Origin of the sequence: Aliivibrio finisterrensis (genome assembly GCF_008933155.1) — a bacterium.
Classification (GTDB): Bacteria; Pseudomonadota; Gammaproteobacteria; order Enterobacterales; family Vibrionaceae; genus Aliivibrio; species Aliivibrio finisterrensis.
Genome location: NZ_WBVP01000002.1, coordinates 299,195 through 305,484, shown reverse-complemented (window position 1 = coordinate 305,484; position 6,290 = coordinate 299,195). Strand labels below are relative to the sequence as shown.

The following is a 6,290-nucleotide window of genomic DNA, read 5'->3' as shown; positions in this document are numbered from 1 at the left end:
TAAAAAATCAGGCCTACTCATTACTGAATAGGCCTGATTATTATCTAAGTAATACTGATAATGATAGTGAGGTAATTACTTCACTTTATCCCATGCCATTGACCAATCAGAGCCAACGCCAGGTGCAAAACTTGTCGCGGTTTCAGTCCATTGAACACAGTAACCAGAATAAGGGAATGGCTTACATTGGTAGATAGCACCATCTTCAGCCAGTACTTTGGTGCCTGCTGTGTAGTTTTTTACGTTCTCAGGGAACACGAAATCATAATCACCTGCTGGTGGCGGTGTTTGCTCTTCCATCAAATGGAAATCAGATGTGGTTTGCTCAATTAACTCACCCTCTGTATTTTTGATACGCGAAACAAGCATATGATGACCTTTCTCTGATTTAGATAATGTCATTAATACTGGCTTAACATCACCATCTTTTAGATCAACAACCGCGTTCGATAACGCTTCTTTTGCATGGTTGTAAACCGTTAGCTCTACATTCATATCACCCACAGCGTATAAGCTAAGATCTAACTCTGTCGCCGTATCACCAATGGTATACATAGACGCTAGGCCTTGAATATCTAAGTCATAGCTTGGCTCTGGTGTTTCAATTTGGTAGCCAATCTCAACACTCTTTAGACCGCTGCCTGCTTTTAAATATACAGGGTTAGAACCAAAGGCTGGGACAAACTCACCTTTCTCATTTAGCTGACCCGCTGCAATATTAGCTTGCTCTTGGTTAATCTTAGTCGCTAATGCATGCGTCCAGTTATTTGCTTGACCTTGAGTTGCATTTTCAATCGTCACGCTTGTCGACAAACGGCTGTTTTCGCCAGAAGCATCGAACACGCGAGTAAAGACACGGTCCCCCACATTAAGATCACGCGTAGGGTTAATTTGACCACCTTGAGTCCAAGTTGGGTCAACCACACCACCGTCACCTTCAAATTTCACATCAATAACGTTATAGAATGCCGCAGCCGTATCGCCCACATCCCAAACAGCTAAAATCACTTGGTAACCTTCACGCTCTGGAACCACACACTCATGAGAGAATGTTTGTGGGTATAGCGGCGGTTTTTCCATGTTGTATTCAAGTTCACAGAACGGCGTCAAATCAAAAGAGTCACGCGTTAATACAGCGTTTTGATTCCAGTTCTGTTTTGTCATGTAGTACTTCCACGTTCTTGTTACGTGGTTAGCCGTAAACGTCCATTCAAACGTTTGTGCGCCAGCAGTCATTGGACGCTTAACCCAGCGATCAGACGTTTGTTCGTTTAACTCAGAGAACTGAACTAAACCTGCACCTGCGATTTGACCATCTGCAGGGCCGTTTTCAGGAAAACCTTCTGGGCCTTCAACACTCTGAGGCTCCCACTGCACAGAGCCACAGTTGGTATTTTTTTCTTGAGTATCAGAGGTTGGGAATTTACATAAAGCAGCACGAGAGCCAGCGATGCCACCGTTTGTTTCAGACACATAACCGTGGGCAGACACACCAACACTAGTAGCCATTAGCGATAATGCTAATATTGTTTTTGTTGAGCAGTTGTTCATTATTTTTCCTTTAAAATTATAATTTTATTAGCACACAGAGTGAAGGTGTACGTGCTATTTTCTCGAATGGTTTATCGATACCATTGTGCGCGCAGGAATGTAGTGGAAAATAAACATCTAAACGAGAAATATAACGCTTTACTGGAAGTCAAATCACGAAATAAAAAGCGGATACAAATTTGCTTACAATTGGTTCATATCGCCATTCATAAACCCATTTTATTTACGGTATAAAACCAACCATATTATAAAAAACAATATTAAAAAACGCAGCTAAAAAAGCGAAAACAAAAATAACAATTAACATAAAAACAACAACTTCATGCTCAATTCTGTTTAAAAGGTGAGCGCTCACATAATTATGAAATCGTCCAAATGATCAAAACGACACTCTTGATAACCTTTTATTTACTGAGGTTAATATTCTGTAACAATAGTGCTTAGAAAAATCAATAACTACAAAGTTAAGTCTGAAATTCATCGTTAGAATGGAGCTCATCATGTACAAAAATGAAATAGACAAAAACGAACATATTCCATTACCCACCAACACCAAGGAATGGTTCTTAAGTAAAAACAGTTTTATTATTCTCGCCGATATTGTTCTTTTTGCTCTGCTATACAAATTTTTACCCTTTGAGCAAAACGTCGTTCTCGGTTTAAGTATCTTAGCCTTTGTTGCTATTTTATGGTTAACCGAAGCCTTACACGTTAGTGTTACCGCCTTATTGGTTCCCATTTTAGCCGTGGGCTTTGAGATTTTTGATACCACCAAAGCACTGAGTAATTTTGCAAACCCAATCATCTTCTTATTTTTGGGAGGGTTTGCACTAGCCGCCGCGTTACACAGACAAGAGCTTGATAAAGTCATTGCAGATAAAGTATTAATCTTAGCCAATGGCAAAATGAGCACCGCAGTCTATATGCTATTTGGTGTTACCGCAGGTTTATCCATGTGGATCAGCAACACAGCAACCACCGCCATGATGTTACCGTTAGTATTGGGCGTACTTAGTAAAGTCAACGCGAAAACAGGCCACAATACCTATGTCTTTGTGCTACTTGGTATCGCTTATTGTGCCAGTATTGGCGGGATCTCAACCATTGTTGGTAGCCCACCAAATGCCATTGCAGCAGCAGAAGTTGGGTTAAGTTTTACAGAGTGGATGTCGTTTGGTGTACCAATAACCCTCATTCTTTTACCTGTCACTGTTGGCCTGTTATATGTAATGCTAAAACCCAACCTTAACGAGCTGTTTGAGCTGAACCACGAGCCTGTTACTTGGGATAAAGGCAAAGTCGTTACCTTAATGATCTTTGGTCTCACCGTTACACTATGGATTTTCAGTAAACCCATTAATGCCATGTTAGGTGGGTTTTCTAAATTTGATACCTTAGTGGCGCTAATGGCCATTGTGCTGCTTGGTTTTGCTCGTGTAGTACAGTGGAAAGACATTGAAAAAACCACCGATTGGGGCGTACTGCTGCTGTTTGGTGGTGGTATCTGTCTAAGTAATATCCTAAAAGCAACAGGCACAAGTAGCTTCTTAGCATACAGCCTGAGTGATATTTTATCGCAAGCAGGGATTATATTTACCATTTTAACGGTTGCCGCTTTCGTTGTGTTTTTAACCGAATTTGCCAGTAACACCGCCAGTGCGGCGCTGCTTATTCCGGTATTTGCCAGTGTCGCCGAAGCATTAGGGATCTCCCCTGTGGTGCTTTCAGCTATGATTGCTATCTCAGCCTCTTGTGCCTTTATGTTGCCAGTTGCAACACCACCCAATGCAATTGTGTTTGGCTCAGGCCACATCAAACAATCTGAGATGATGCGCGTCGGTATTTATCTAAACCTAGTGTGTATTGTTATCTTAACGGCGTTTGCTTCCATCTTCTGGGCATAAAACGCTATATAAAAAAATACGGCCTCTGTAATTACAGGGGCCGTATCATATCGCTAAATATCAATTGATGATGCAGAGCTAAACTTAACGCCAAAACTCATCATTAGGATCACTCTCTTCACACCATACCGCATCTCGGCGCGCCGCCAAATACCACTGTAAACCATCGAACAAAGCAAAGGCCGTAGGCCCACCTAAATGCTCGAACGCATCAAAAAACGCATCTTCTTGCTCAATTAAACTCTCTAATGTGGTGCATGAATGGGTAATCGCCCACTCAATTGCCTCTGGCTGAGCCGTCGCTTCATTCATAACAACAGTAACAAGAGGAAGAACAACACTTGATTTCTCAGCCTCATTTAACGCACGAAGATCGTCCTTATCTTGCTCTTGGTTTTTTATCTCATCAACAATGGCCAAACGCTCTTTATAAGACACATTGCGGTTTAACTCAGCAATACGCAGCGCATAAGCAAAACGCTCAGAGCCCACTATCTCGATCAACGTCTCAAGCAATACCAAGTCCAACGACATCGCTTTTACATGGTACTCAATACACGCCTGAATACTTAAATAACGCACCCCATTAAATTCATAACCACAGCTTTCGTCATAGCCATCTAAAGGCTCGCCATCTACCGCTAAATCCCACCCGGTGTATTCAACACGTTCTTTGGCAATTTCATACATAGGCCATGCACTTTTACCAAAGCCTTCAAGTATTGCTCCATGAAACTCAGACGCCTCTAACTCTTCTTTGGTCCACTGCAAACCAATGCCCAGATGCTTAGCGTACTTGTTCATTAATGCGTGCTTGATTTGATCACGGAACGACCAGATAGATTCAGATACCCCAGCTGATGGCAACGCCAAGCACTCTTTACATGCTGGTAGCTCAATAGGTTGATGGGTTATTTGACGAACTTGATGCGACGATTTAGGAAAAGAGAGGAGATCGAACGAAGGCTCACCACAAAACCAACAGGTGTGTCTGAGGTTAAAAGGAATATCGATAAGTGAATAGTGAGACATTAGGGCTTCCGTTCTAAAAAAGAAAACCCTAGTTTAACTGATACTGCGTATTAAGAAATTACTCTTTTTCTCTTAATATGCGAATTGTGTCTATTACCATAGGAATGATAACTACAGCTAAACCTGCAATTAAAAACCCCATAAATATCATGAATGAACTCTGCCCACTCAAATTAAGCATTCTACTACCCTTTCTATTTAATTAAGCCATTTTATACCAGTCTACATAAGTATTTGATCATTCTTGCTTGTTAAAATCGATTATACCTGCGTTATAAACTTTGATATTAGATCAACTAGTTACTGCAATTTATGCCTTGCTCTAATCGATTTTTCCTACGCAATTATCTGAACAACGACTTATCTAGAATGGTATTACCTAGCCCAGTAATACTATGTTGTATTTTTTCTGGGTTATTATTCTTTTTAAAGTATTGACTCTACCTTATTTATAAACGGCATTATGCTGTATCACTTTTCAAAATTAAATATTTTGCTTACAAATAATCGAACACAGATCGCAAACTCAACTATTATTTTAACCTACTGATATTTACCACAATAAAAACAAAGGAAGAACTCTTAAAAATAAGATAATTACACGTATTATTTCCCTTCAATTAATACTCATTCGCAACTTTTTGTGACCAGACTATCTTGATGAAAGAAAACACCTATTCTATCACTCCCGATAGAATGCAATAAGGATGTTAAGTGATATTCATATTAAGTACGCGACACATTGAAACCACCCCCTCCCTAAAGCGCCATACCAACGAGCCCGGCGATGCTCATTATTTGATCTTGCCTGATGATGCTCAAACTCCCGACATTAACAGCCATCAATATTCACAAGCAGAGTGGATAACCAAGCTAACCCAAAACGCCACCAATGGACACCACCCAAGTGAACACCCACTTGCAGACTTTAAAACTGGCAATATTTTGTTCTTTGCACATGGTTACAACAACAGCCAAGAAGAAGTCATTGCACGCCATAAATTGTTAGATACTCACCTAAAAAAACACGGATTCACAGGCACCATTGTGAGTTTTGATTGGCCCTGCGCTACTTATACGCTTAACTACCTTGAAGACAGAATGGACGCCTACCAAAGCGCACTGAAATTGGTAACGGCTGGTATTACCCCACTGGCGATAAATCAACTTAAAGAGCACCAAAATCAATGTGATATTGATGTGCATTTACTGGGTCACTCGACAGGGGCTTATGTGATAAGAGAGGCCTTTTACCAAGCCAGTAAAAACCGAAGCCTACAGCGCATTCACTGGAACGTAAGCCAAGTGTGCTTTATAGGTGGAGACATTGCCAGACAATCACTCAGCCATGATGATAACAAATCAAAACCTTTGTTTGCCCAAGCCAGTCGCATAACCAATTACCAAAGCCCTTTTGATAACGCCTTAAAAATATCAAACATAAAACGAGCAGGTCTAGCCCCACGTTGCGGACGCGTTGGCCTACCCGATGATGCCCCAAGCCATGTGGTTAACGTGCATTGTGGCGACCATTGGCAAGCGTTAATACAACCGAATGAAGATAAGCACATAGGTAACTGGACACACTCTTGGCACTTTCACTGCACACATTTTGCCGAAGATTTAGCCCACACCCTACAAGGTGATATTGATAGATTAGCCATACCAACAAGAGAGCGAGTAGATGGAGAGCTAAGATTAACAGTAAAAAAGACAGGTATACCCAAAAAGGAAAGACGTAGGATTAAAGAGTGGGAGTGAACACAATAAATAGCTAATTATTTCATTACAAAAGAAAAGCTT

General features: G+C 40.9%; 4 protein-coding genes. 2 read left to right on the top strand and 2 right to left on the bottom strand.

Translation table 11 applies throughout. The features are described from left to right. Positions 1-75: 75 nt before the first annotated feature. Positions 76-1,551, bottom strand: coding sequence for an N-acetylglucosamine-binding protein GbpA (gbpA, locus tag F8B77_RS03200; protein ID WP_151653635.1), 1,476 nt, complete (start codon positions 1,549-1,551; stop codon positions 76-78). 515 nt (positions 1,552-2,066) lie between these two features. Here gbpA and F8B77_RS03195 point away from each other — a divergent pair. After that, complete coding sequence (locus tag F8B77_RS03195) at positions 2,067-3,455, top strand: SLC13 family permease (RefSeq protein ID WP_130046813.1); 1,389 nt, start codon at positions 2,067-2,069, stop codon at positions 3,453-3,455. 84 nt (positions 3,456-3,539) lie between these two features. On the opposite strand, the gene F8B77_RS03190 is transcribed toward F8B77_RS03195, so the two are convergent. Beyond that, complete coding sequence (locus tag F8B77_RS03190; protein WP_151653633.1) at positions 3,540-4,487, bottom strand: hypothetical protein; 948 nt, start codon at positions 4,485-4,487, stop codon at positions 3,540-3,542. 714 nt (positions 4,488-5,201) lie between these two features. Here F8B77_RS03190 and F8B77_RS03185 point away from each other — a divergent pair. Next, positions 5,202-6,248, top strand: a complete 1,047-nt coding sequence (locus tag F8B77_RS03185; protein WP_151653630.1) for an alpha/beta hydrolase — start codon at positions 5,202-5,204, stop codon at positions 6,246-6,248. Positions 6,249-6,290: the final 42 nt, after the last annotated feature.